Here is a 25,468-nt window from a genome sequence, read left to right as displayed (position 1 = left end):
TTGCGGCGGCCCGGTCCTAATCTGCCCTCCGCTTATGCGCAGAGAACAGTCACCATGGCCGCGTTCAGCTGCGGGCTTGTCGGCGATCAGCACCGAACCAATCCGCAGCGTTTCGCCGTCGGCGTGAGATCACGAAAACTCATCGACAGCGATTCAAAAACCAGGAACGGGCGCGACAGCAGAATCGTTAATGAAATCTGCTGTCGCTCTGAGGGCTTTGCAGGGAACCGTCCGCGGCACCGAAATGTGCAGCATCTGAGATGTGATCACTGTGCTGCAGCCCCGACCACTTTGTGGATATGCCACCCAGTGGTCAGGTCGCCCACCGTCGTTACTTTTCCTCCTTGCGGCGACGACGCAGGACAGCTGGCGTCAGGGCCGCAAGACCGGCCAGCCAGCCTGCAGAGGCCTGCTTCTGGTCGCTCGCCGCCGATTCTGTCGGTGGAGCCGTATCAACCGGTGCGGCAGATTCGACAGCCCAGATCTCGTCGTCCCAGTTCGACATCAACTCGTCGCCGGAAACAACTTCTTCAGCAGGCAGTGCGTCTTTCACGACAACCGGAACCACTCGACGAACCCTTCGAGCGGGCTTCGTGGCCGTTTCGTCGATGGCGGCCATTGCATCGGACGCCGTGTGGCTGACGGTTACCTGCACGTCCTCAAAGGCGGCATCAGCGGCATCCATAGAAGCCAGCAGAACAATCTCTGACATGCTGATGTCGGTACCGGTGGCATCGCCACCAGTTGAGGTCACCGTGAATGAAATCGCGCTACTCCACGCACTCGTGTTGCCGTCCAGGTCAATCGTTCGCACCCACACTCGGTAGTCGTCCGGATTGAGATCGGTGGTCGGTGTGAAGCTTGTCCCTGTGACGTTCGCATCCTGGATAACGGCCACAGACGGTGACGTGCTGCGTGAGATAAAGACTTCGTAACGATTGGCACCGCTTACGGCCGTCCATGAAATCGTTGGCGTGCGATCCGATCCGCCGGGCACGTTGTTGACGACCGGAGCCGCTACCGTGTTGATGTTGACTCGTGCCTGCGACGTGAGACTCCACTTGGTAATCGTTCCATCGGCACTGCGGGCTCGCACCCAAACCATGTACGAACCGTTGTCCAGCGGTGACGTCACCGTGTAAGACGGCGATGTCAGGCCAGCTTCTCGAATGATGGCCGTGCCCGGTTCGGCTGCTGTCGAAACGAAGATCTCGTAGCTGGCTGAAGACGCCACACTAAACCACGTGAAGGTCGGTGTTGTGTCTGTGGTGTTCGTCGGGTGAGTGATCACTGGCCGGCCACCGAGTTCGAATTCGTACGGCGTACTCCACGAAGTGACCGTGGTGCTGCCTGTAGTTTCGTTCACGGCCGTGCCACGAACCCAAACCTTATACCGTCCTTCGACAAGGTCTTCCGGAATCGTAAACGTTGGAGCCGCTAGACCGTTGGTTGTGTAGAGCACTCGAGCGGGCACTTCGTCCACCTTGTTCACCCAAATCTGCCACGAATCGATGCCCGTTTGAGCGTTCCATGTGATCGTCGGCCGACTTTCGAGGGTCGACGGCTGAGTATTGTTGATGGTCGGCGGAGTGACGACTTTGAAGTTGTATTCGTTACTCCACGGACTGACTTCGCCGGTTCCCGTTTTCGCCTGTACCCAATAGCGGTATTCGCCGACCGTTAAGTTGGCCGGTGGCGTCCAGCTTTGCGTTGTCAGGTTGTCAATAACGTAAAGGACTTCGCCCGACGTGACGTTGGTGACCCAGATCTTGTATCGTTCGCCGTTAAGCGACCCGTTCCATGTAAGACTTGGGCGAGCATTCACTGTCTGTCGTGGGTTGGCAGCACCCGCTGGGCCAGACAGAACTGGTGGTGCTCCAACCTGGAATACGTGGACCGTACTCAGGTCCGATGCAATCGTCCCGGCGGCATCTGCGAAGGCTCGCACGCGAGCTTCGTAGCGACCGTACGGCAGCGTTTGCGAATCGGTAACCGCGTAAGACGTGCCGGTGATATTCGACTCAGTGAACTGAACGGAGTTGGTGGTCACGTTGAAGACTTCCAGCTCGGTTGAGACCGCTCCAGCAGGCAGCGTCCAAGTAATCTCTGGCGTCGTGTCGTAGATCGCCACGAACGGTAGGTCAATTTCAGGCGGCGTCGAAACTGTAAAGACGCCTTCTGTGACTGCCGAGATAGTACCTCCCGTCGAAGAGTTCGCCGGCGTGTTAACCGCCGTGATAACGTAACGATAACGGCCCAGCGGAAGATCGCTGCCTGATGGCACGGTGTGCTGAGTGATCGTTAGGTCTTCGACAAGGTAAACGGACTCACCTGTCACATCGTTGAAAATTTGCAGCGAATACGAATCTGCACCGCTGACGGCTGTCCAACTAAACGTTGGCGTGGAATCCGGCAGTCGGTCAGACGACGGTGTCACGACAGTAATCGAAGCCGCGACCGTGAACGTCGACGGCTGGCTCCACAGCCCAGGCACACCCAACGCATCGATGGCTCGCACTTCGAATTGATATTCCCCCAACGGCAGAGGCGTGTTAACCTGGAATGACGTGCCCGCCGTTTGACCGGTGCCCAGTGTCACGAACGAATTTTCCGTGACGTTCAGCAGTCGCATTTCGTAAGCGGGCGAGTTACCAATTTGCGTCCATTGCAGCAGCGGCGTGCTGTCCGAAATCGTCCCCGATGGCGCCAGCACGATTGGTGGCGTCGACACGATAAACGAACGCGTGACCATGCGGTTGTCGGCCCGTTCGTTCGCTGGAGTCAACGGGTCGTCGAAGACGCCGTCGACACCATTGTCTGTAACGGTGACCGTAATTCGGGCAGAACCGGACATTCCCGCAACCGGTGTGAACGTGAGCGAACCGGCGTTCTGCGGAGTCAGGTATTGCACGGTCGGCGTTGGGATGAGGTCTGTGTTACTGCTGGTGACAGTCACCATGACATCATCAAGTTCGTTGTCGGGACCTCGGAAGATGCCGGTGAGGTCGATCGTCTGCTGACCGGCACTGACAGGCAGCAGCAGATTGGCGAGTGCGTTCAACGTCGGCGAGTCATTGACGGCATCGACGACGACCTGAACCGGCACTGTCGTGGTGCCATCGTCAGAGGTATTGAACACACCATCGACGCCAGCATCCTGAACGGTGACCGTCATGTTGACAGTACCGAACTGATGCGGCAGCGTCGTAAAGTTCAGAGAACCAGCTGCGTTGCCTGAGGTGTAGGTGATACTTGGTGCAGAGATAATGTCCGCCCCCGTCTTCACAACAAACTCAGATGGTGCGGTGATCGGCAGCAGGGTCAACACAGTATTCTGGTGCCACGTTGCAGTCCCGGCTCCGAAATGCCTGTTCAGTGCCTGAGCGGTTGCTTCGGCGACTTCGAAGGTGGAATCTTTCGTGACCAATGTGACAACGTCGAAGATGACGATGTCCGTAGTTGATCCCGCTGATGATGTGACATATGTAAATGTTTCGCCACCCACCTGTATCGAACGACCAACGGCGTTTCCACCGCTCGGCACGACCAGGATATTGCCCGCATTAACGGCTGCCGAGATCCGAATGTCTTCAAACTCGCCCAGCGGTCCCGGTGTGATGCCGTTTAGTGGAATCGCTTGAGCACCGCTGTCTTCCAAAATCACCTGCTTCGAAATCGGGTTGATTCCAGGCAGGTCATTCGCGGGTACTACAGTGAGCGTAATCGAATCCGTCGTGACTTCGTCGTCTGCCGTGTTGAAGATGCCGTCGACTCCGGCGTCAGTCGCCGTCAGCGTGACAGTGACCTGGCCAAATGCATCCGCAACCGGTGTGTAACGCAGCGTACCAGTGGTAGCTCGCGACGTGTAATCGATTGCAAGATTTTCGACAACGTCTGCAGCGGCGAACAGATCGAAGTCTGTCGCTGAACCTGGCACCACGGTCGCTGAGGTGTTGACCGTGTTGTGTGAAGCGGCAGCCGTATTGGCTCCCAGCTCTGCATTGATGGCAGCGGCGGTCGCCGTCGCCACAGTTCGAGTGGTGTCGCCGATGTTTACTGCAATCTCGCCAGCCACCGGTGTGGTGGTTGACGCAGCGTCGACATACGTGAACACGGTGCCGTTCACAGTGATGGTATTTCCAATGGCTCGTTCGCCGTTTGGCACGACAAGGATGGAGGAATCTTCAAGGTTGAAGTCCAGGCGAATGTCTTCCAATTCGTCGAACGCCGGCGCGTGTCGTGTGCCGATGCCTGTGATCGTCACCGATTGCTCTGCAGCATTCTCGCTGGTGATGTGATCGTTGGCCGTAAAGACCGGCACGTCGTTTTCAGGAGCAATCGTGATGGTGAAGGTCCGTTCCGCCACCTTGTCGTCGCCGCCGCCTGGCTGACCGTCAACGCCCGCATCAATGGCTCGCACGGTCACGGTGACCTGTCCAAATGCATCAGCTGATGGCGTGTAGCGGAAAGTTCCGTCAGTGGCTCGTGATACGTAATCGACGGCCAAACCTTCAACCAGTTGCGATGCCTGTCGCACAGCGAATCGGTCAGTGGAACTAACAAGAACCGGTTGAGCCGTGTTCAACGTGTTGTTTGTGGCGACGACAGTGTTCGCACCGAGCCGGTTGTTGATCACAACAGCGGACTTCGAGGCTACGTTCTGAGTGGAGTCATCCGGGAAGACGGCGATTTGCAGCGGCGTTGGCGAATTCACCGTTATGGCGTTGACGTATGAGAACGTCGTCGTGCCGATCGTAATGCTCTCACCGATCACGTTACTTCCGACCGCCACAGCGACCGAATTAGTCGCGTGCAGTTCGGTTTCGAAACGAACGTTTTCGAGTTCGTTGGTCGTCGGTGCCGCGATGTTCAGAATGCCGCTTAGCGGAGCAGAACCTTCCGGGCCGTCTTCAACGTTGGTCAGATTGCCCAATCCGTTAAGCACGGGCGCGTCGTTTTGAGGGGCAACCGTGATATTGAACGTCTGGGTTGTCGAGAGGTCGTCGCTGGTTCCGAAGATACCGTCGACGCCAGCATCGGCGAGTATCACAGTGACCGTGACCTGTCCGAACGCATTCGCAACTGGCGTGTAACGCATCGAACCGGTGTTGTCGCCACTGTTGTAGTTAAAGGCGAGCCCCTGCACGATGCCAGACGCAGGCATTGTGGCGAAGGCCGTTACAGAACTGGCTACGACGGTGGATTCGGTATTCAGCGTGTTATGAACAGCCGTAACTGTGCCGGCACCTAATTCTGCATTGATCACGGCAGCGGCGGTCGTGGCCACCTGTTGAGTCGAATCCGCCGCGTTAACGGCAATCTCCGTTGACGTCGGTGCCGCGGTTGTCGTAGCATCGACAAATGTGAAGACAGTCCCATCGATCGTCAGAGTTTCACCCACAACGTCAGCACCATTTGCGACAGCGATCGTCGTCGTCGCATGCAGCGTGTGAGAAACTCGCAGATGTTCCAGTTCGTTGGTCGTCGGTGGAGCGATGTTGTAGATGCCCGACAGTGGAATCTGCTGTTGAGTCGCATCTTCGTCTGTCGTTTGGTCGGCGATCGCGTCCAGTGTTGGCGAATCGTTTACGGCGTCCACAGTAATGTTGAACGTATCCGTGATCACCCGGTCGTCGCTGTTGTCGAAGATCCCGTCGACACCCGCATCTCGCGTTGTGACGGTGATCGTGACGACACCAAACGCATTCGCCACTGGCGTGTAGTCCAGCGTGCCACTGTCAGCACGGGAGACGTAGGTAAGATTCAAATTGTCGACGATTTCGCCAGCCGCCATGATGGCAAACTTCGTGCTGGAACTGGCCGTCACACTGGACGCTGTGTTCAGCGTGTTGCGACTAGCCAGTACGGTGCCAGCACCCAGTCGAGCATTAATCACAGCAGCCGCTTTAGTCGCCACGTCGATCGTCGAATCATTGCCGTTGACGGCGATCTGCTGCGATGTCGGTGATGGCGTAACGCCCGCTTCGACAAACGTAAACGGCACTCCGCCAACCGTCAGCGTTTCGCCGAATGTCCGAGACCCGACAGGCACAGCCACGGTTGTGGTGTTGTGCAAGTCGTGAGTAACTCGGATGTCTTCCAGTTCGTTCGCTGGTCGTGGCGTGATGCCCGTCAGATCGATCGTCTGCATGCCAGCATCTTCGGTGACAACCTGGTCCAGAGTGGCGTCCAGAGTTGGCAAGTCGTTTTGCGGAACGACCGTGATCGTGAAGGTGTCCGTCACGGAGATGTCATCTCCGCCACTGCCAAAGATTCCGTCTACGCCCGCGTCTGTTTGAGTGATCGTCACGATCACCCGGCCAAAGGCATCTGCGACAGGCGTGTAGTTGAACGTCCCGCCACTGTTGCGTGACACATAGCTGACACTGGTCGCCGTGATAACTTCTGCCGCTGTCATGACGGCAAAGCGGTCGGTGTTGCTGACTGCGACCGTTGTGACATCCGACGTGGTGTTAACCGTGTTATGCGATGCCACAAGCGTGTTCGCGCCGAGCAGTGCGTTGACGACGGTGGCTGTTTTCGAAGCGACAAGCTGAGTCGGATCGTTGGCGAACACAGCAATTTCGTTTACGGCCGCTCCACCGAGCGATGCGTCCACATAAGTGAACACATTGCCGTTGATCGTGATGCTCTCGCCGATTACGTTCGCTCCAACAGCAATCGCGATGGTCCGTGTGTCGTGAACCTGGTGGGTGAACGCGATGTCTTCCAGTTCATTCACTTCCGACGGGGCAATTGCGAAGATGTTGTTCAGGCTAACAGATTGTGCAGGTGCATCTTCGTCTACTGTTTGATCAGCAACCGGATCCATGACCGGGGTGTCGTTGATCGGCTGCACCGTGATGGTAAACGTCTGCGAAACTGGCAGGTCACCGATATCACCGAACAGACCGTTCACGCCCGCATCCGTGGCGGTAACTGTGACGGTAACCTGCCCAAACGCATGCGCGACCGGTGTGTACAGGAACAGTCCAGTGGTGTCACGCGAGGTGTAGGTGAAGTCAAGGTCGGTGATAATGTCGGCGGCGTCCATGACTGCCAAGCGATCCGTATTACTAACAGCCACGGTGGCAGCCGTGGTGACGGTATTGAAGGCAGAAGTCATCGTTCCTCCGCCAAGCAAAGCGTTCACCGTGATCGCCGTAGCATTCGCCACCTGGCTGGTATCAAACGAGCTAAGCACAGCGATCTGCTGCGGAGCCGGAACCGGACTACTAGCAGCGTCGACGTACTGGAATACCACGCCGCCCACTGTGATGGACTCGCCGATCATGTTTTGACCGGTGGCGACAGCAATCGACTTCGTTGCAGCCAGCGTTGCCGACAACTGAATATCTTCCAGCTCGTTGTGTTCCACTTGCTGAATGGTGTAGATACCAGACAGCGGTACCGACTGCTGAGGGAAGTCTTCTGTTGTGTCCTGATCGGCAATCGGATCCAGGGTTGGATTGTCGTTGACCGGCACGATGGTGATAGTAAAGGTGCGATCGATGGACCGTTCGTCGCCCGTACCGTAGACACCATCCACACCGGCATCTTCGGTGGTGATGGTCACCGTGACCTGACCGAAGGCGTTCGCAATCGGTGTGTAACGGAAGGTGGCCGTGTTGTCGCGGGAGTTGTAATCGATCGCCATGCTGGCCGAATCGACGATCTCAGACGACGACATCAGCGAGAACGCGTCACCTGAGCTGAAGACGGCTGTGGAAGCCGTGTTCACGGTGTTGTCTGTCGCAACAACTGTGTTCGCGCCAAGCAGTGCGTTGACTCGTGCAGCCGTCTTGGTCGCAACTGTCTGAGACGTGTCGCCTCGCAGGACTGCAATCTCATCCGCGTCCGGTGACGGAGTGATGGCTTCGTCCACGTACGTAAATGTGGTCGAGCCAATCGTGATCGTTTCATCGATAACTCGGTCTCCGATCGCTACGACAACGGTCCTCGTGTCGTGTAGCGTTGCCGAAAGCCGGATATCCTCCAGTTCGTTTGTCCACGGCAGGCGAATGGCATGAATTCCCGTGAGCGTGACACTCTGTTCCGGATCGTCTTCGGTGACGGTTTGATTGGCGATGACATCTATTGTGGGATCGTCGTTGATTGGTTCCACGGTAATGCTAAACGATTGCGTAATCGCATGGTCATCCCCGTTGCCGAAGATGCCATCCACACCGGCGTCGGTTGTGGTGATCGTGATCTGCACCTGCCCGAAGTTGTTCGCCACCGGCGTGTAACGGAATGTGCCGGTTGTGTCTCGCGACGTGTAGTCAATCGCCAGATCAGTCACGATGTCGCTTGCCGTCATCACAGCGAATCGGTCCGACGTTGCGGCAACCGCGACGGTCGTCGCTGCATTCAGCGTGCTGATGGTGTTGTCAGTCGCGACAACCGTACCCGCTCCCAGTTCTGCATTGATGACCGCAGCGGCGGCAGTGGCCACAGATTGAGTGGTATCGCCGTCGCTCACTGCGATCTGCAGGTTCGTCGGCGATGGTGTGACTGCCGCATCCACAAAGGTGAATACACTGCCGTCAACGGTGATCACTTCGCCGAACATATTGCCGCCCGCCGCAAACGCCACAGTCGTGGTATCTGCCAATTCCAGCGTTAGCGCGATATCTTCGAGCTCGTTCGTGATTCGAACGCCCGTTGTGGTGTCCACACCGGCCCAGATATCGATCAGCGAAACGCTCTGTTCAGCGGCGTCTTCCGTCGTATCCTGATCGGCAATGGCGGCCATATTCGGGTCGTCATTGTCCGGCAGAACAGTAATCGTGAAGAATTCTTCGATGAAGTTATTGTCGGCAGACTCGTCACGCAGGGTGCCGGACTTGTCTTCGAGCAGCCCGTCTTCGCCCCAGTCTTCCACGGTGATTTTCACGGTAACAGGACCGCCAAACTGATGGCCTGCCGGCGTGTATCGGAAGGTGCCCGTCGTGTCCCTCGTGGTGTAATCGATAGCGAAATCAGCGATCAGGTCGTTCTGGTCGAAGATCGCAAATGCGTCGACCGTATCCGTACCGCTGACGTTGGCTTTCGCCGTAGAAAGAGCAACAGAGTTCTGAGTGGGGATAGCCATGCCCGGGAAGGTGACGTTAATCACAGCCGCAGCAGCTGCCGCAACGGCGGAGGTATCGTCTGTGCGGTTGACTCCGATGTCAGTTCCATTCGGAGTCGTCGTGGCAAGATCTACGAACTCAAAGACGGTGCCGTTGATTGTCAGTGACTGGCCGATCACGTTGTCGCCGACCGCCACAGCCACGATCGTTGTGTCCGCCAGTTCTGCGGTGACGGTCATGTCTTCCAGTTCATTCACCGACGGCAGTGCCATAGCGTAAATGCCGGACAGTGGAACCGAATGTTCGCCCGAATCTTCATTCACTGGCGCCTGATCCGGCACGGCGTCCAGTGTCGGATCGTCGTTCACTGGATTCACGGTAATGGTGAATGTGCGTTCGATAAAGTTGTTGTCGGCCGTCGTCTCAAGCAGACCGTCACCCCCTGCATCTTCTGTGCGGATGGTCACCGTCACGACGCCGAACGCATTGCCAACCGGCGTGTACAGGAATGTGCCTTCTCCGGCGAGATTGCGAGTCACGTAGTCGATGCCGTCAATGGTGATCACGTCTGATGCAGACATCAGGGCAAAAGCGGCCGTTGAACTTGCCACGACATCCGGCGACGCGATGTTAACCGTATTCGACGACGCAATGGCCGTATCGACTCCAAGAGCCGCGTTGATGACAGCGGCCGCCTGAACGGCCACTTCGAAGGTGGAATCCGTCATGCTAACGGCGATTTCTGTGGTGCCTGGCAAAGTGACCACATCGGCGTCAACAAACGTGAACACCGTTCCGTTGATCGTGAGCGTTTCGCCGATCACATTTTCGCCAATGGCGATGGCCACCGTTGTCGTGTCGTGCAACGTCGGCGTGAGGCGAATGTCCTCCAGTTCGTTGATCGGTCCCGCGGTGATACCGGTCAAAGGCACGCTTTGCTGAGCTTCGTCTTCGTCCGTTTCTGTACCGGCAGAAACGGTGGAACCATCGACTTCGTCCATCGTCGGGTCGTCGTTGATGGGATTCACCGTGATGGTGAAGGTTCGCGTGATCGCGATATTGTCAAGACTTTCGTCAACGCCGATCGTGTTGGAATCATCTTCAAAGATGCCATCCACGCCGGCATCTTCGGTGGTCACAGTAACGATAACGACGCCGAATGCATTGCCGGCAGGCGTGTACCGCAGGGTACCGGTGCTCGCTGGGTTACGTGAAACGTAGTCAATCTGCGGATCACTGACAATGTCCGACGACAGCATAATCGCAAAGGTGTCGGTCGAACTGGCTGCTACCGTAACGTTGCCAGTGGTGTTAATCGTGTTTTCGTACGCAACGACAGTGTTTGCACCCAGTTCCGCGTTGATAACAGCGGCGGCTGCAGTTGCGACTGTTCGAGTCGCGTCAGCTCCGGCAGTGTCGAAGTCGATCGGACTGACGGGAATTTCAACGGATGTCGGCGTCGGTGTCACAGTCGCGTCGACAAACGTGAATACCGTGCCATCGATCGTCAGCGTTTGACCGATCACGTTGGCACCGATGGCGATGGCCACCGATGTTGTGTCGTGCAGATCAGCTGTGACGTCGATATCTTCCAGTTCGTTCACGATCATCGCGTCGTCAGACACGTTGATGCCCGCCCAGATGTCCGTCAACGGCACCAACTGTTCAGCAGCATCTTCGTCGACCAACTGATCTGGAATGACGTCCATATTTGGGGCGTCGTTGATCGGCTTCACGCTAATAGTAAACGTTCGCACAATCAGGCCATCGTCTCCCGTACCAAACACGCCGTCGATGCCGGCGTCGTCCGTGGTCAGCGAAACGATTACCTGGCCGAAGGCGTCCGTGACAGTCGAATAGCTGAATGTTCCGGTCGTGTCTCGTGACGTGTAATTGATACTCAAGCCGTCGATGATGTCACTGGACGCCATCAACGCAAACGTGTCTGTGGAGCTCGCCGAAACAACAAGGTCGGTCGTGGTGTTGATCGTATTCTGGTAGGCAGTGACTGAGCCTGCCCCCAACTTGGCATTGATGACCGCAGCAGCTTTAGAAGCAACGACCTGAGTCGCATCTGTCAGATCAACAGCAATCTGCACATCAGTCGGCGATGGGTTGGTCGCAGCATCCACAAACGTAAAGACGGTGCCGTCAATCGTCAGCGTTTCATTGATAACATTTTCACCAACCGCGATCGCGATTGTTGTCGTGTCGTGCAGACGTTCGCTGATCCGCAGGTTTTCGAGTTCATTGATGACTCGAAGATCGGCAGGATTCTCAATACCGGACCAGATATCGGTGAGACTGATGGTGTGTGTGCCACTATCTTCGTCGACTTCCTGAGCGGACACTTCATCCAGATTTGGGCCGTCATTGACCGGCAACACCGTGATGGTGAATGTTTCTGTTGTGAAGTTGTTGCGTTTCTGACCGTCTGCGTCGGTGCGATCCGTGCTGACCAGGCCGTCGATGCCGTAATCTTCAACGGTGACCGTCACGTTCACCGTTCCACCAAACTGATGACGTCCCGGAGTGAACCGCAGCGTTCCGGTGTTGTCTCGCGTGTCGTAATCAACGGCAATGTTGGCGATCAGATCGTCCTGATTGCTGATGAACATCGCATCTGCTGTATCGCTGGCCGAAACCTGCGAATCGTTGATTTCGATGGCAATGGAATTGACCGTTGCCACAGCCGAAACGCCAAGCGTCGGATGAGCGTTAATCGCGTTCGCGGCGGCCGTCGCGACATGCATCGTGTTGCCCAGCGGGCTGACAGGAATGTCGGTTGGGCCGAACGGACCGGTGGATGAGTCGCGGAAGGTGAACGTGACAGCACCGACCGTCAGAGTTTCATTCAGTACAGCCGTGCCGTTACCAAACGCGACGATCGTCGTGTCCGCCAGCTCTGCATAAGCCAGAATGTCTTCCAGTTCGTTATCCGGGCCCGCCGTAATTCCCGTAAGAGTGAAGCTTTGTTCGTCGTTGATGTGGTTACCATCAAGATCGGGATCTTCGTCGATCGTGATGTTTGCGATTGCATCCAACGTCGGATCATCGTTGACCGGGACGACCGTGATTGTAAACGTGCGTTCAATCTCCAGATCGTCCACGCCGTCGAACAGACCGTCAATCCCTGCATCCGTTGCGGTGATACTTACAATGACCTGACCAAAGTTGTCGCCCACCGTGGTGTAGCTGAACGTGCCGGTGGTATCGCGAGTCATGTAGCTGATGCTCAGGCTGTTGATAATATCAGCCGCCTGCATGACTGCGAAACGATCAGACGCCGGATCAACAACGATCATTGCCGCTTCCTTCACCGTGTTGACGGTGTTGTAGCTGGCCACGACTGTTCCTGCGCCCAGCAGCGGATTCGTATGAGCGTTGATGACGTCGGCTGTTTTTTGAGCGACCACGTGTGTCGAATCGGTGTCTGCGACGGCAATCTGGTTGGCCGTTGGAACAGTGAACGCAGCGTCGACGTAGGTAAACACTTCACCGCTGACTGTCACAGTTTCGCCGACCATGTTTTTACCAGCGGCAATCGCCAGCGTCGTCGTGTTGTGCAGTCGTTGTGTGACATCCATGTCTTCCAATTCATTAACGACTCGCGCATCAGCCGGGAGGTCCATTCCCGCCCAGATGCGAGTTAGATCCACGTCATGAGTACCCGAATCTTCGGCGACAACCTGATCGCTGATTTCATCCAGGTTCGGTGCGTCATTAACGGGCAGCACGGTGATCGTAAACGTCTGAGTCGTGACGTGGTTGACCTTCTGGTCATCTGCATCGTTACGGTCCGTGCTGAAGAGGCCGTCAATGCCCGCATCTTCAACTTCAACAGTGACGTTCACCGTTCCGCCGAACTGATGCCTGCCCGGTGTAAACCGCAGCGTGCCCGTGGCTTCTCGCGAGTTGTAGTCGATGGTCAGGCCCGTAATCAGATCGTCCTGATTGCTGATGAACATCGCATCCACAGTGTCGCTGGCAGAAACCAGGGCACTATCAATTTCGATCACCACAGAATTCACAGTCGCCACAGCAGGCGCGGTGATGACGGCGTGAGCGTTGATGGCAGCCGCCACTTTGCCCGCGACGGCACTTGTGTCGTCAGCTGGCAGCACGGCAATATCGTCCGCTCCGAATGGACCGCCACTGGTGCCGTCGACAAACGTCAATACCGTGCCATCGATCGTCAGAGTTTCACCGACAACGTTGGCACCGGTCGCGAATGCCACGATCGTCGTGTCGGTCAACGTTGCAGTCACCTGCAGGTCTTCCAGTTCGTTGGCTGCGCCGGGGCCAATGTCCGTTATCACAAAGCTCTGTTCATCGTTGCTGTTGTCGGCATCCGTATCAGGATCTTCATCAATCGTGATATCCGTGATGCCGCCTAACGTCGGATCATCGTTTTGCGGCCGCACCGTGATGATGAACGTGCGGTCAATTTTCGCGTCGTCACTATTACCAGCAATGCCATCCAGCCCAGCGTCAGTGGCCGTCAGAGTGACAATCACCTGGCCAAAGTGGTCGCCAACGGTCGAGTATTCAAACACCCCAGTTTCGCTACGCGGCGTGTGAGTGATGTTTAAGCCGGTGACAATGTCGGCAGCCTGCATGATCGCAAAGGCTTCGGACGAACTGCCGGTGATCGTCATGGCTTCCGTAGTGTTGATCGTGTTGGAATAAGCAACAACCTTCCCTGCGCCGAGTTTAGCGTTGATGACGGCTACTGCTTTCGATGCGACGTCCTGAGTCGAATCGGTCAGGTTCACCGCAATTTGCACATCGGTCGGTGTTGTGACAATGGCGGCGTCAACGAATTCGAACTCGGTGGTGCCATCAAAGTCCAATGTTGTGCCGATGACGTTTTCGCCAGCCGCCACGGCAACCGTTGTTGTGCTGTGAAGCTGGTGAGTGACGGTGACATCTTCCAGTTCATTCAGCACTCGAACGCCGGAAGGATTGTCGATGCCCGCCCAGATGCCCGTGAGGTCGACAGGATGAGTCCCGCTATCTTCGTCCACCGTCTGATCGGCCACGGCGTCCAGATTTGGAGCGTCGTTTACTGGCTGAATAGTGACAGTGAAGACCTGTTCAACAATGCTGTTCTGTTTCTGAGGATCAGCATCGTTGCGATCCGTGCTCAACAGGGCATCGATGCCAGCGTCTTCCACAGTAACCGTCACTGTAACCGTGCCACCAAACTGATTGCGGCCCGGTGTGAAGCGAAGCGTTCCCGTTGCAGCGTTCTGCAGATAATCGACGGTCAGATTAGTAATCAGGTCGTCCTGATTGCTGATAAACGTCGCATCCACTTCATCACTGCCGCTCACTTCAGTGCTGGCAATGTTGATCGATACAGAGTTCTCAGTCTGCACAGCCGCGATGCCGTCGGCGATGAAGGTTGCATGGTTGTTGATCGCGTCCGCTACGGCGGACGCCACCTGCATCGTGGTGTCCGCAAGATTGACTCGAATTTGATTTGGGCCGACTGCCGTAGTGGCAATGTCGACAAACGTCAGCACAACGGTGCCCGATGGAGCAACCACTGTCAGCGTTTCGCCGATCACATTGGTGCCGTTCGCGAAGGCGACGATCGTTGTGTCCGCAACAACGGCCGTGACCGAAAGGTCTTCCAATTCGTTGGCCGGTGCCGGAGTGATCCCGGTCAGTGGCACAACGACTTCGTCGTTCAGATCGTCAGCGTCAGCGTCCAGATCTTCGGTGATGTTCACATCGACAATCGTGTCCAGCGTCGGATCATCGTTTTGAGGAACGACAGTAATCTTGAACTCGCGAGTCACAACGGCATCATCAATGCCGTCCAATGTGCGGTTCAGGCCACCATCTGTAATCGTAACGGTGACATACGCGATGCCGAACGCATCTGGCAATGAACTGTATTGCAGCGTTCCGAGTTCGTCCGGGCTGGTGTAGTTGACGGTCAGGCCAGTGATCAGATCATCCTGGCTGCTGATCGAAAACACTTCTGACGACGAGCCACTAACCTGCGAGGCATCAACCTTCAGCGCCACAAAGTTGTACGCTGCTTCGGCCGTGCCAGGAAACGCAGCATTAATAAAGGCGGCTGTGGCGGCGGCCACTGCCTCTGACGAATCCGTAAGATTGACAGCAATTTCCAACGGCCCGGGAGACGCCACAACAGCCGCGTCAACATACACTAGAGCATTGCCAGCAATCGTCAGCGTTTCACCGATCACATTCGCGCCGCTGGCGAACGCGACATTCGTCGTCGCATCCAGAGCCGCCGTCACCGCCAGCGGTTCCAGTTCGTTAATCGGACCGGCTGTGATGTTGGACATATTAACCGTCTGCACATCGTTGACACCATCCATCGGCGTCGTGTCCAGGTCTTCAATGATCTGCTGACCGGCGATCGCATCCATCGTCGGATCATCATTCACAGGCTTCACGACGATCGGAATCGTGTCGATGTCCAGCATGTTGATCCGGTTTGCCGGATTCTGAGTAAACTGGCCATTGTCTTCAGAAAGAATCGTCACGCCCGCCGGACCGTAGTAGTCCTGACGAGGCAGGAACTGCAGACCGTTTAGAGCTTGATTCACCTGAGTGATATCGCCCGTCAGTGTAACAACGGAAACACCCGCTGTTGGCGTAATGCCCGCCACCGTCAAGCGTCGCACCGTGACAACGCTGGCCGCAGCAGTGGCTGTCCCCGCTCCAAAGAAAGCGTCCAACGCGGCGGCGGTTTTCGTAGCAACCGTGTCTGCGTCGTCCGCAGGATCAATCACGATTTCGTTTGCAGATGCAACGAACGGAGCGACCGGTGGAGCGATGAACGTGAAGGCTGTGCCTCCGATGGCGATATGATCACCAATCACTGTGGCACCGTCTGGCAAAGCAAATTCGCTGCCCGACAAAACAAGTGGAATCACTGAGGTTGGCGTCACACCTACCAGGTTCAGGATGTTGCTTGCCCGCGTTGCGGTGCCCGGTCCAAAGTCCGCATTAAGCACAGTCAGTGCAGCTGCTGCCACATTCTGAGCCGAGAATGTCTGGTCAACTCCGATTTCCTGAGCACCTGGCACGCCATCGTTGAGGTCAACAAATCGGTAGACCGTGCCGTCAAAGTCAATTTCTTCGCCGATGACAGTCGCACCATTCGGGAAGGTCACCTGCTGGCCATCCACGCCGATTGACGTGCCGTCTGTGTTTGAGATGAACAGATCGGGAACCAGAATGTTCACCTGAGTTGCGTCTGTTCCGTCCACTTCCGCCGTGCCTGGGCCGTACAACGGCACCACGTTGATGGCTGCAGCAGTCTTTGTGGCCACCATTGCAGCGGTGTCCGTCGGATCGATGGCGATCTGATCGAGTTCCGGTGAAGGCACGAGATTTTGATCGACGTACGTAAACTGCACGATCCCCACAGTGAACTGTTCGCCCATGACGGTCGCACCGTCCAGAACGGAAATCTGGGTCGCTCCGTCAACCTCGATGTTCGTGCCCACAGTCAGCAAACGTGATGCTGTAAAGTCCGCAGCCAGATTAATGGAATCAGCCGCCGCTGTGGCCGGAGCCGCAGCACCAAAATAAGTATTGATCACTGCCGCAGCCGCAGCAGCAACTGCATCAGGCAGGTCGCCCGCAGCAACGGCGATCTGTGTTGCCGATGGCGAAGGGACATCAGCGGCGTTGACGAACGTAAAGATCACTCGATCGGGATTGGCCGAATCACTGTTGTCCAGAATCGTTAGTTCATCACCAATTGCTGCGGCTGCAGACGGGAAGGTCACCACATCACCAGCGACATTTGTCGTGATAGATTCGGGGAGAATCAGCGTGCCCTGGTTGCCAAACAGAGTCACAGTGATCTCGTTATTGCCGAGATACGTGTCACGGTCTGACACGCGAATGGCGATCGGTGTGCCCGTTTCAAAAGTCAGGGCCGTATCTTCATCTGTCATCGCCATGTTCGGCGCCAGATTGACTGGCGCATCGTTCGCGTCGTTGTCCAGCACGATCTCGAACCGAACATCGCCGTTCGAACGGTTGGCCTGCAGTGAGTTGCGAGCAAGGTCGCGGATGCCCGATCCGGAACTTCGGTCAATCACGGTAATCGTGTAGTGCCGGTCTGTTTCGAACACGGTGACAGCTCGGAAGATCACTTCGTCCGTTACCGGGTTGTAGATGAACCGATAGTCAACACCTTCAGTCAGAATCTGACCGTTGCGTTTCAGTTCCCACTGAGAAGCCGTGACGAAGTTATCGTCGATACCGATGCCGGCATCCTGTAACTGCACAACAAACTGTGTCAGGTGTGTCGCTTCAATGCGAAGCACGTTGTGGTCAGTTGGGTCCAGATCCAGCGGTGCTCCGTCTAACGGATTGACCAACACAGCGAACGGTCCAATAAAGTCGGCTCGTTCCACAGCCCCGCGGTCAAAGAAGATCCGCGAACCGAGACCGGAAGCACTCATCTGCGACGGATCGTCGATTCGCTGCTGATTGAAGCGGTCATACGAAGGCGTCAGAGTGTCCGACGAAGGAATGCCCAGCGGATTTTTGACCGATTCAAACTCTGAACGGTCCGGCAGCCGATTCAACGAACTATCGATTGCTCGGCTACCCGCGTCCAGGTAGAAGTTCAGGTTGTCCGGATCAACGAACAGAGGTGCATTGGGCACGTAGAACGGGTCGTTGGTGTCGGACAGATCAATGAAGTCCGTGCCTCGATTTGGATTGGCACCGTTTCCACTAAACAGAGTCGTACCGATAATTGTGTCGGCGAGCGTATTCGGGCTGCCATCAATGGAGATGCTGGTCGTGGTGTTGGCCACGATGTTGTTCAGCAGTGTTGGTGCCGCGTTGTGTTCGATGCGTATGCCAACGCCGTTGGCTGTGGTGCCGCCATAGACAGTGTTGTTCAAAATCTTGCCAAACGGCACAGCCGCAGCCGCTCCACCGGCGTTGTCACCGCTGACTCGGATACCTGTATCGCCGAAGTTGTCAACAATATTGTTCTGAACCGTCACTCCTGGAGCCCAACGCTTCGTGTTAAGACTATCAAAATTGCGTGGTGCTCCCGGCGCAGACAGACCATCGGCGGTTCGAGGTGCCGCGTTGATCAGAATGCCGACATCCCGAGCAAAGTGAATGCTGTTGTTTTGAATCGTGACCTGGCCCTGATCACGATGCACATTCTGGTCACCAATGCTTCCCACAGACCCAGGTTGGGCGGGATCTGCGATGAAGCGGTCGTTCGTGTCGAATACGGAGGTAATCTTGGTGTCTGCCACCAGCGAATTGATCGGATTTCCCAGACCGTCGGCACTCGACGAGACGTATTCCGTGCCCTCACGAATTTCCAATTGATAGCGCCCAGTCAGATTGACAGCTGGGTCGCCAAAGACCGGATTGGTCGGCGTCGCGAAGAAGGTAGTGTTGTTGCGATTGGGACCGGTAACCGCCTCGCCGCGTTCGCTGAATCCAATAATGATGTCATCAATATACCAACCTTCGTGGTCGTTGTTCTGTCCGGTCTGATTGCTGGAAGGGTTACCGAAATCGTCGCCAAACTGATTGTCTTTTCCTGCTCCCGACGTCGAAAATTCGAAACGCAACTTGATGTTCGAGCGTCCAGCGAGGTCCGCAAGGTCAACTCGCGCCTGGCGCCAGTCGGCGTCGTCAAACAATGGCTGCACGCGCTGGTTCGGTCGACTTTCCGGAATCCCGGGGACAGATTCGCTGGAAGCCGTGATATGTGTGGGCAGTTCGCCCTGGCTGTGGCCAGGGGCAATAGGCGGTGACAGGGTTGGGTTGTTGGTGGCCAGCAGGAACGATTCCCCCGTGTCATCGTCAACCGCGTAGACTCGAGCCGAATCACGAAAGGCGGTGCTGCCAGGGCCGGCTCCCGAATGATCTTCGGCGTCCAGAAAGTAGCTGAAGTACAGAGTCGGCTTGTCACTGTCCGAATAAGCGCTCAAATCGAAAGTGTTACTTTCGAGAACACCGTATGCGCCGCCGGGTAGGTCATACGAACTTCCCAGTCCGCCCCCGGCTGTTGTCAGATGCCGCTGAATGCTTGCGTCAACTCCAAGCTGTCCGCCCCCGTAGGTGAAATAGCGACGGGAATTTGTTGGATTGCTGACCCAGTCTTCCAGTCCAAAGTAAAAGCTCGCACCCCCGGAACCTTCATTGGTCGGTCGACCGTTTACCAGCCGTGGTCCGAACAGATCCGGAGTGACGCGCGCGTTGGTCGCGATGGTGTTGATGCCGTGTCCCGCGTCATTATTGCGTTGTTCGGTGGGGTGCCAAAGATTGAAGTCCAGCGGTGAAAATGCCAAGCCCGTCGCACCACCGACATCGAGGCCAATGGAGGTGGCCCCGTCAAAGATGGGCTGCAGCGTCCCGGCCGCGTCGAATGCGATGAGTCGATTATCCGTGGTCAGGCCGAAAAACAGATTGGCGAAGAAGCCCCCCTGAAGGTTTTGCGGACCAGGTGTGATGTCACGCAGGCCGAAGCCCACGTTCGCGATCAGGCTGGCAGATCCAGACCCGATATTGATCGTGTAGAAGTCTCCATTCGTGTTGACGCCGAACAGCGTGTTATTACGGAAGACCATCCCGGTCGTTTCCCCCGTCACTCCCGCGCCGGTGATCGCGCCACGTCGCCCCCACGGCTGATTCTGTACCACTGCGGCCGATCCATTGGACGGATTGGCTCGGTACAGAGCGGAACCTCCGGAACCCTGACCATCTGGCACTGCCAGATAAAGGTCGTAAGTGTTATTCACCAGGTTATCGATTCGCCATGCCTGAGCGTGAGCGTTGTCGCTGGTTACCTGATTCGGATCCGGCGGGTTTGTGTTTGCATTGAAGTTGGGAATGCTGTCGTTGCCAAGGGCCGTCGTGCCCGCTGTGCGCGGATCGACTTCGTTTGTAACGCCAACCGTGTTCTGGACATTTTGCAGGTCGTTGTAAGCAAACAGCCGCGCATCTCCACGAAACTCAATTCCGTTCGTTCCGTTTGGTAGCGCACCAATGTCCGTTTTTAAATCCCCGGTTTCCGGGTTTACTGTGTAGAGCCGATTGCTGGTGGACAGGAAAAGGTTGACGTCATCCAGCGTGAATTCGCGCACGTGTGTGCTAAGCGCCACGGCATTGCTAATATCGAACAGTGGCCCTTGTGTCGGATCCACTGTGGTCATTTCACCAAGCGGAAAGCTGCCCGTCGTGTAGCCACTAAAACCAATGTGGTCTTCAGCAATGCGTGCGATCGAATCGATAGGTTCCAGCCGAATATGCGCCTGAGCTGCGGACTGCTGATACGTTTGGTTCAGCAGCGTGGGCAATTGGCCGTCGGAACTGACCGCCACGTAGTAGGTGATATCCGAACCTGGCGTCGCAGCCGGAAGCTGAACCGGCCCGATATACGGATCGAGTTCTCCGAACGACCCCCGCGTAAGATCGTCGACGTCTGAACCCTGCCCCGATGCCGGCTGATCATCGATGATGTCAGAGTCGCGACCCACGAAAATCAGATTGCCACTTCCATCGAACACGCTCAACGTGAGGTTACCTCGCGTCAGACCGTCGGCGTAGTCGATGTCGAAGACCGTCGAAAACGTCTTGTCACCAGCGTTAACTCCAGGAATGGCTTGAATGTCTTCGTAGCCCAGTGTGAACTGGAACCAGTCGATGTCGCCGGGATTCTCGATGTTGCCGGCAACGGATATAACCTGTCGTTCCGAATTCTGCAGGTCGCCCAGGGACTGTGCGCCGCCTTGCGTATTGGACGCATCGCCGTCTTCGGCGGCTTCTCCCAGCAGTGGCGAATGCCGTGGCAGTCCGATGACTTCAATGCCGTTCGTTGCGTAGGAGATTTCGGCAAACTGAATGGTCGAACCGGACTTTTCGTCCACTTGCCGCAACCGCAGTTCCAGTTCGTAATCGCCGGATGTGAGGCCGTTGAAGCTGCTGATGCGGACGAAGTATTCCTGCGGGTCGGTCCCGCTGCCCGGTAGGGTGACTCGAAAACCATCATCTCGTGGGTTCACTGTGTAGAAGTCGGGGCCGAGATAGGCGTCCTTCGTGATCGGTGCGGCTGTCCCGCCGAAAGTGTTGTTCCCCGCCAGCCCCGCCCAGGCAACGACCGTGCCGTCAAACTGCACCAGTTCGACAACAGAATCCAGCGTGCTGCCGGAACGGTCCACGTCAACCCACACTTCCGTACCGGGAACGCCATTGAAGCTGTAGATGTCCACATCGCCGGGATTGTCCAGCGCAATTGAACCCTGGATTTCGAAACCGAGGGCGTTGTTTTCATCCCCCGACTTTTCGTCCTTCGCGAGATTGCCAACTGTCTGGGCCGCAAATGTTTGACCGTTTTCGTCGGCTCCCTGAGTCAGAATGGCTTCGTCTTCGCGAACGAACAAAACGTTCCGATCGTTCGCATATTCATCCAGCCGCAGGCTACGCCAATTACCAGGAGCTGGTGTCGCTGCCCCGGCATCTACTCCGGCAATTCCGTCGTTGTTTGTATCGAAGACGCGGCTGCCATCCGGAGCCGAGCCTGCACTGTACCGGTCGTCTGCCAGTGAAGTGAAGATGACCGGGAACTGGCCGTTTCCAACAATCTGAAGCGTGCCACCGATGCGGTCGTCGATATCGATTTGACGCCCGTTAGCGGTGAAGCCCGCATTCGTACCATCCATCTTGAAGACAAGGCTGCCTTCAGAGCTGCTTAGCAGACGCAGGCCACTGAAGGTGTGGTGATTGTCGACATAGATTTCGTCTCTCACGATATGAGCGATATCAAAGTCGTCCATCGTGACTTCAGTTGTTAGTTCTTCGCCACGCAGCACCAGGCCGTTCAGGTTGTTGTTTTGATAAGTGTTCAGGCGAATCAGCGGACCATAGTTATCTTCCAGCTCAGTAAATGCGGAAACTTCCCCCGTCGTTGTTCCGTAGTCGCCCTGACGTTCTGACCGCATCGAATTCGCGTTGATGCTGATCACGCTGCCTTCGTTATCACGAAAGTCGTTGTTCACGATGATCGGCTGAGCACCGCGCACAAAGATTGTGGTTTCGTCATTCGGACCACGCCCATTTCGTGTGCCGGTAACTGCAGTTGCGGCATTACGTTCGATGCGACTGTTCGCTATACGCACGTCGGCCTGATGAATTTCGATGACGTTGAATTCGGTGAATCCGTTTTCAAACGGAATCCGGCCGCCACCGTGAGCGATGTAAGCGTTGTCGATGCTGGCGCTGGACGACGCGTTGAAAATCAAGCCGCCCCAGTCACCGGGATCACGATTGGACAGCGCGCCATCGCCACCCGTGTCGAACGAACCGCCCGCACCGTAACGGTCGTCGCTCAACGATGTCAGAATAACGGGGCGTTCCGGTGTTCCTTCAGCGATGAACTGCGAATCACCTCGCAGAGCTTCAATGCGGGCACGGTCGAGTTTCACGACCACGCCCGGATCGATCTGCAGACGCCCGTTAATGCGTCCGCCGGTGTCCAGGTGTCCGCCTGGCGTTCCGGCGATGGTCAGATTGTCGACGATGACGTGAGCGATATCGAGGTCATCAAAGCGAGCCGGTACGTCGAGTGACTGCAGCGCATTCTGGCCTGAACCCGAATTTGTACGCACCACAATCCCGTTAATTGAGTTGTCGACGATGTAGTTGTCGTGAATGTCCGGGCCAATGCGGTCAAGCGATTCTTCGAAGCTGTTTGGATCGGCGGACACGGCCGAATCGGCATTGTTCGTCAGACGATTGTACATGATCGTCGGGCGAGCAGTCTCAAGATGAATCGGCGCATAGACATCGCCGTTGGCTGTCAGGCCACCGCCAAAGGTGATGTTGGTTTGCTGCAGATGATTCAGATAAATGCCGTCGGCTTCCTGATCCGAATCGTTCCGGAACACAACGCCAGCCCAGTCACCATTGTTCGCTCCGTCCGTCACACCGTCGTCATCTCCGCCGACAGCATCGTTGCCGTACGCCGTGAAGATCACGTTGTTTAGCGGCACACCCAACGTCTGGAACGCGGCTCCGCTGCGGTCAACTCCCTGTTGAGACGAACCCACGTCGATGTGCGTTTCCTGCATCTTGAAGATGACGCCCTCGTCGACCACCATTGTGACGTCTTTGGGAACAACAATCCCGTCACCGTCTTCCAGAACCATATTGCTGTCGTTGCGACCGATCAGATACGCCTCATTGTCAGCAAGTGTCGTGAAGTCATTATCCGCCCCGCCGTTGCCAACAATGCGAATGACGTCAATCGCACCTGGTGTGGCGAGGTTTGTCGCGTTGACGAACGCAACGGCGGCACCGATTTCTGTGAACGGATGGTCAATCGTTCCGTCCTGAATGCCGGGAGCGTCCGGGTTGGTCTTGTCTACAAAAATGGTATTGGTCGTGCTGTTTGCATCGAACCAGAAGTCGAATACACCTCCTGCCAGGCCGTCAGAATCACCGTCTAAGGCGGTACCGTCCGTGTCAACCAGTTGCGCTGTGGGAGCGCCGTCAAAGTCGATCTGCAGTTCGTAATTTCCATTGCTGAAACCGCCAAAACCAGAATCGCTTACGTTCGGATCGTAGTCCTCGTTCCCCGCAGCACTCACGCCAACAAAGTAGGTACCCGCTTCCAGCGCCAGCGAAATCCCGGCGTCCAAGCTATAGAAGTTATCATTGCGGCTGACCAGATTTCCGGAGCTGTCATAGATGCGCAGAGTGCTGTCCAGCAGACTGCCGGTGCGTTCTGCAAAGATCGTGGCCGAAACTTGTCCGTCTGTGGGAAGCGTAAATTCGTACAGATCGATGTCCGTGCTGTCCGGCCGGTAAATGCGTTGGAAGTGAGTCTTGTCATGGTCGAACGGGAAGACGCCTTCGATGGGATTGCCGGAAAATCCATTGGTGCTGAAGCCGGAAATCGGTGCGCCCATGATCGATGGCAGGTCATAGGAATGATCCAGTTCCAGCAGGTGACCGATTTCATGCATTGCCGTGCTGAACCACGAGGCGCCATATTCGCTGGTGCCGTAATCTGTTAAGCCGTTCATGACAGCAAGCAGATCGCCGTTGTCGTTGTCGCCTGCAATACTCGCCGCGCCCTGAGGAATTGACGCCTCCACGGCGCGAGGGTCCCCAGTCACGATTCCGAACATCGCAGCTCCGACGACAGTGTTGCTCACTTCAACAAACTGAACGCCGCCAACCTCGCTGTACAACTCAAAGATCTCACGGGCCCGAGTTCTCTGGTTATCCGTAATCTGGTTAAAGACTGGCTGCCCCAGCACCTGACCGTACTCATCAGGAAAGTTGTAGGTAATTGTTGGAATGGTCGACGACGTGTCCGCTCCCCCAATATGCGACTCAGGCGCGATCTGTCGATGGCCCGGTTCATCTTCACCGCCGGGCAGAGCCGGAAACGTAAAGGCGGATTGAGCCGAAATGGAAGCGGTGACGGAAATCACATCCGTGCCGAGCGTGCCCAGATTCTGCGCCGTCGCGAAGCTGGAATTGTCGTCGCTGCCCGCTGCGACAATGCTCAGGTTGTCGGCCAACACATCGGCCACGCCCACTCGCAACCGATACACACCTCCGCCAGCCAACTGATCAATGTCGTTCGCAAACGTCAGCGTGATCGTATTGGCGTCCTGGTCGTAGTCCACTCCGCCGGCCGTTGGATAATGAATTCCTCCGGTAGCCGGGATCAACTGGTAGAAGTTCGGATTGGCCGCAGACGTTGGGTCCAGTTTGTCTTCGTTCAGGTACAGCACGATCTGGTCCAGTTCCTGAACCAGCCCGCCGCCGGCATCATGCGAAACCGGTTGAGGCACGATGCCCACAATTTTCGCGCCCAGATCGAGTGAGAAATCGACCGTCACGTCGGTCGCGTTGTTCAATGGTGTGCCGAGGTCCGTCTGAATTGGCGAAGCACTGTCGCCGTCCAGGGTGATTCGGTACAGGTCGTCCGGCAGGTTCTCTGCAAACCGCACAATCACCTCTTCGGGTGAATCGCCGATCCCAACAAAACCGAGCGTCACCGGCTGCTCGTTGCCATCGCCAAACGTGCCGTCATGGCCCGCTCGTTCAATCTGCACGGTTGTGGTGTTCACAGAAGCAGGATCGATGACGTCTCCGGAACTGAACTGCAGCGTCAGTTCGGCGGGTGCCTGCGAGAGTTCGGTCGGGACACCGAATGGGTCGAGATTAAAGAACGCTCCTTCGTTGGGGCGAACTGCCACCAGCGACGTGAGCAACGCTTTGGGTTCAAGAACTTCGGATGACCGAGCCGCTTTCTGCGTGACTGCCGGACGACGCCTGACGCGACGACGAGGGGCCTGGAGACGGGTGCGAAACGACGTGAGCCATGAAGAAATCAGCAT

General features: G+C 56.4%; 1 protein-coding gene. It reads right to left on the bottom strand.

From position 1 onward, the window contains the following. Positions 1 to 331: 331 nt before the first annotated feature. Entirely contained in the window at positions 332 to 25,468 is a 25,137-nt protein-coding gene (locus tag Fuma_RS01075; protein WP_077022499.1) for a pre-peptidase C-terminal domain-containing protein, read from the bottom strand.

The sequence above is a fragment of the Fuerstiella marisgermanici genome (assembly GCF_001983935.1).
Taxonomy (GTDB): domain Bacteria; phylum Planctomycetota; class Planctomycetia; order Planctomycetales; family Planctomycetaceae; genus Fuerstiella; species Fuerstiella marisgermanici.
The sequence above is the reverse complement of the archived record's forward strand: the minus strand, read 5'-3'. Positions and strand labels throughout refer to the sequence as shown.

Excerpts from the sequence above, each read along its gene's own strand:
- Fuma_RS01075 (WP_077022499.1), bottom strand. The coding sequence starts at position 25,468 with ATGCTGATTTCTTCATGGCTCACGTCGTTTCGCACCCGTCTCCAGGCC.